Annotated in this window: 1 protein-coding gene; it reads left to right on the top strand. The window is 35.1% G+C overall.

Features of this window, described 5'->3' with window-relative positions; all coding sequences use genetic code 11:
* The first annotated feature begins 28 nt into the window (after positions 1 to 28).
* Positions 29 to 478, top strand: coding sequence for an RDD family protein (locus tag I4Q58_RS15495; protein ID WP_203296820.1), 450 nt, complete (start codon positions 29 to 31; stop codon positions 476 to 478).
* Positions 479 to 624 lie beyond the last annotated feature (146 nt).

Raw genomic sequence — 624 nt, forward strand, 5'->3', positions numbered from 1 at the left:
CCGTTGGCATCCATTTTTGAACTGAATCATGAAAAAAATAAAAACTGAACCAAATCTTTCAAATAGATTTGTTGCTGGATTTATAGATTATTTAATCATCTATGGCGTAACTTTTACTTTAGCTTATACAATAGGCGAACCAAATGGAGAAGGTGGCTACTCGCTCAACGGATTACCAGCTTTACTACCTGTTACATTTTGGTTGATAATGACTGTTGGAATTGAGATAGGATATGGAGCAACACTTGGGAATTCAATTGTTGGGCTTAAACCAATACCAAAAAGCGGAACAATCCGGAAATTGACATTTGGTGAATCTTTAAAAAGACACCTTTTGGATCCAATTGATATGTTCCTATTCGGATTGATTGGAATAATTACGATAAAGAATACTGATTTGAATCAAAGAGTTGGTGATTTATGGGCGAAAACTATAGTTATATCGAATAAATCTCTTAATGATATAAAATCTGAATAAAAACGTATGCCAACAACGTATAACGCTCATGCCGCTGGGCAGTCTAAGAGTATTTGATTTCCTACAAAAAAACTAACACTCCTATCCTAACTGAAAAATACGTAAATTGATGACCGCGCCACAGAGGCGTTATACAAGACCGTTGT

The sequence above is a fragment of the Luteirhabdus pelagi genome (genome assembly GCF_016827595.1).
GTDB classification, from domain to species: domain Bacteria; phylum Bacteroidota; class Bacteroidia; order Flavobacteriales; family Flavobacteriaceae; genus Luteirhabdus; species Luteirhabdus pelagi.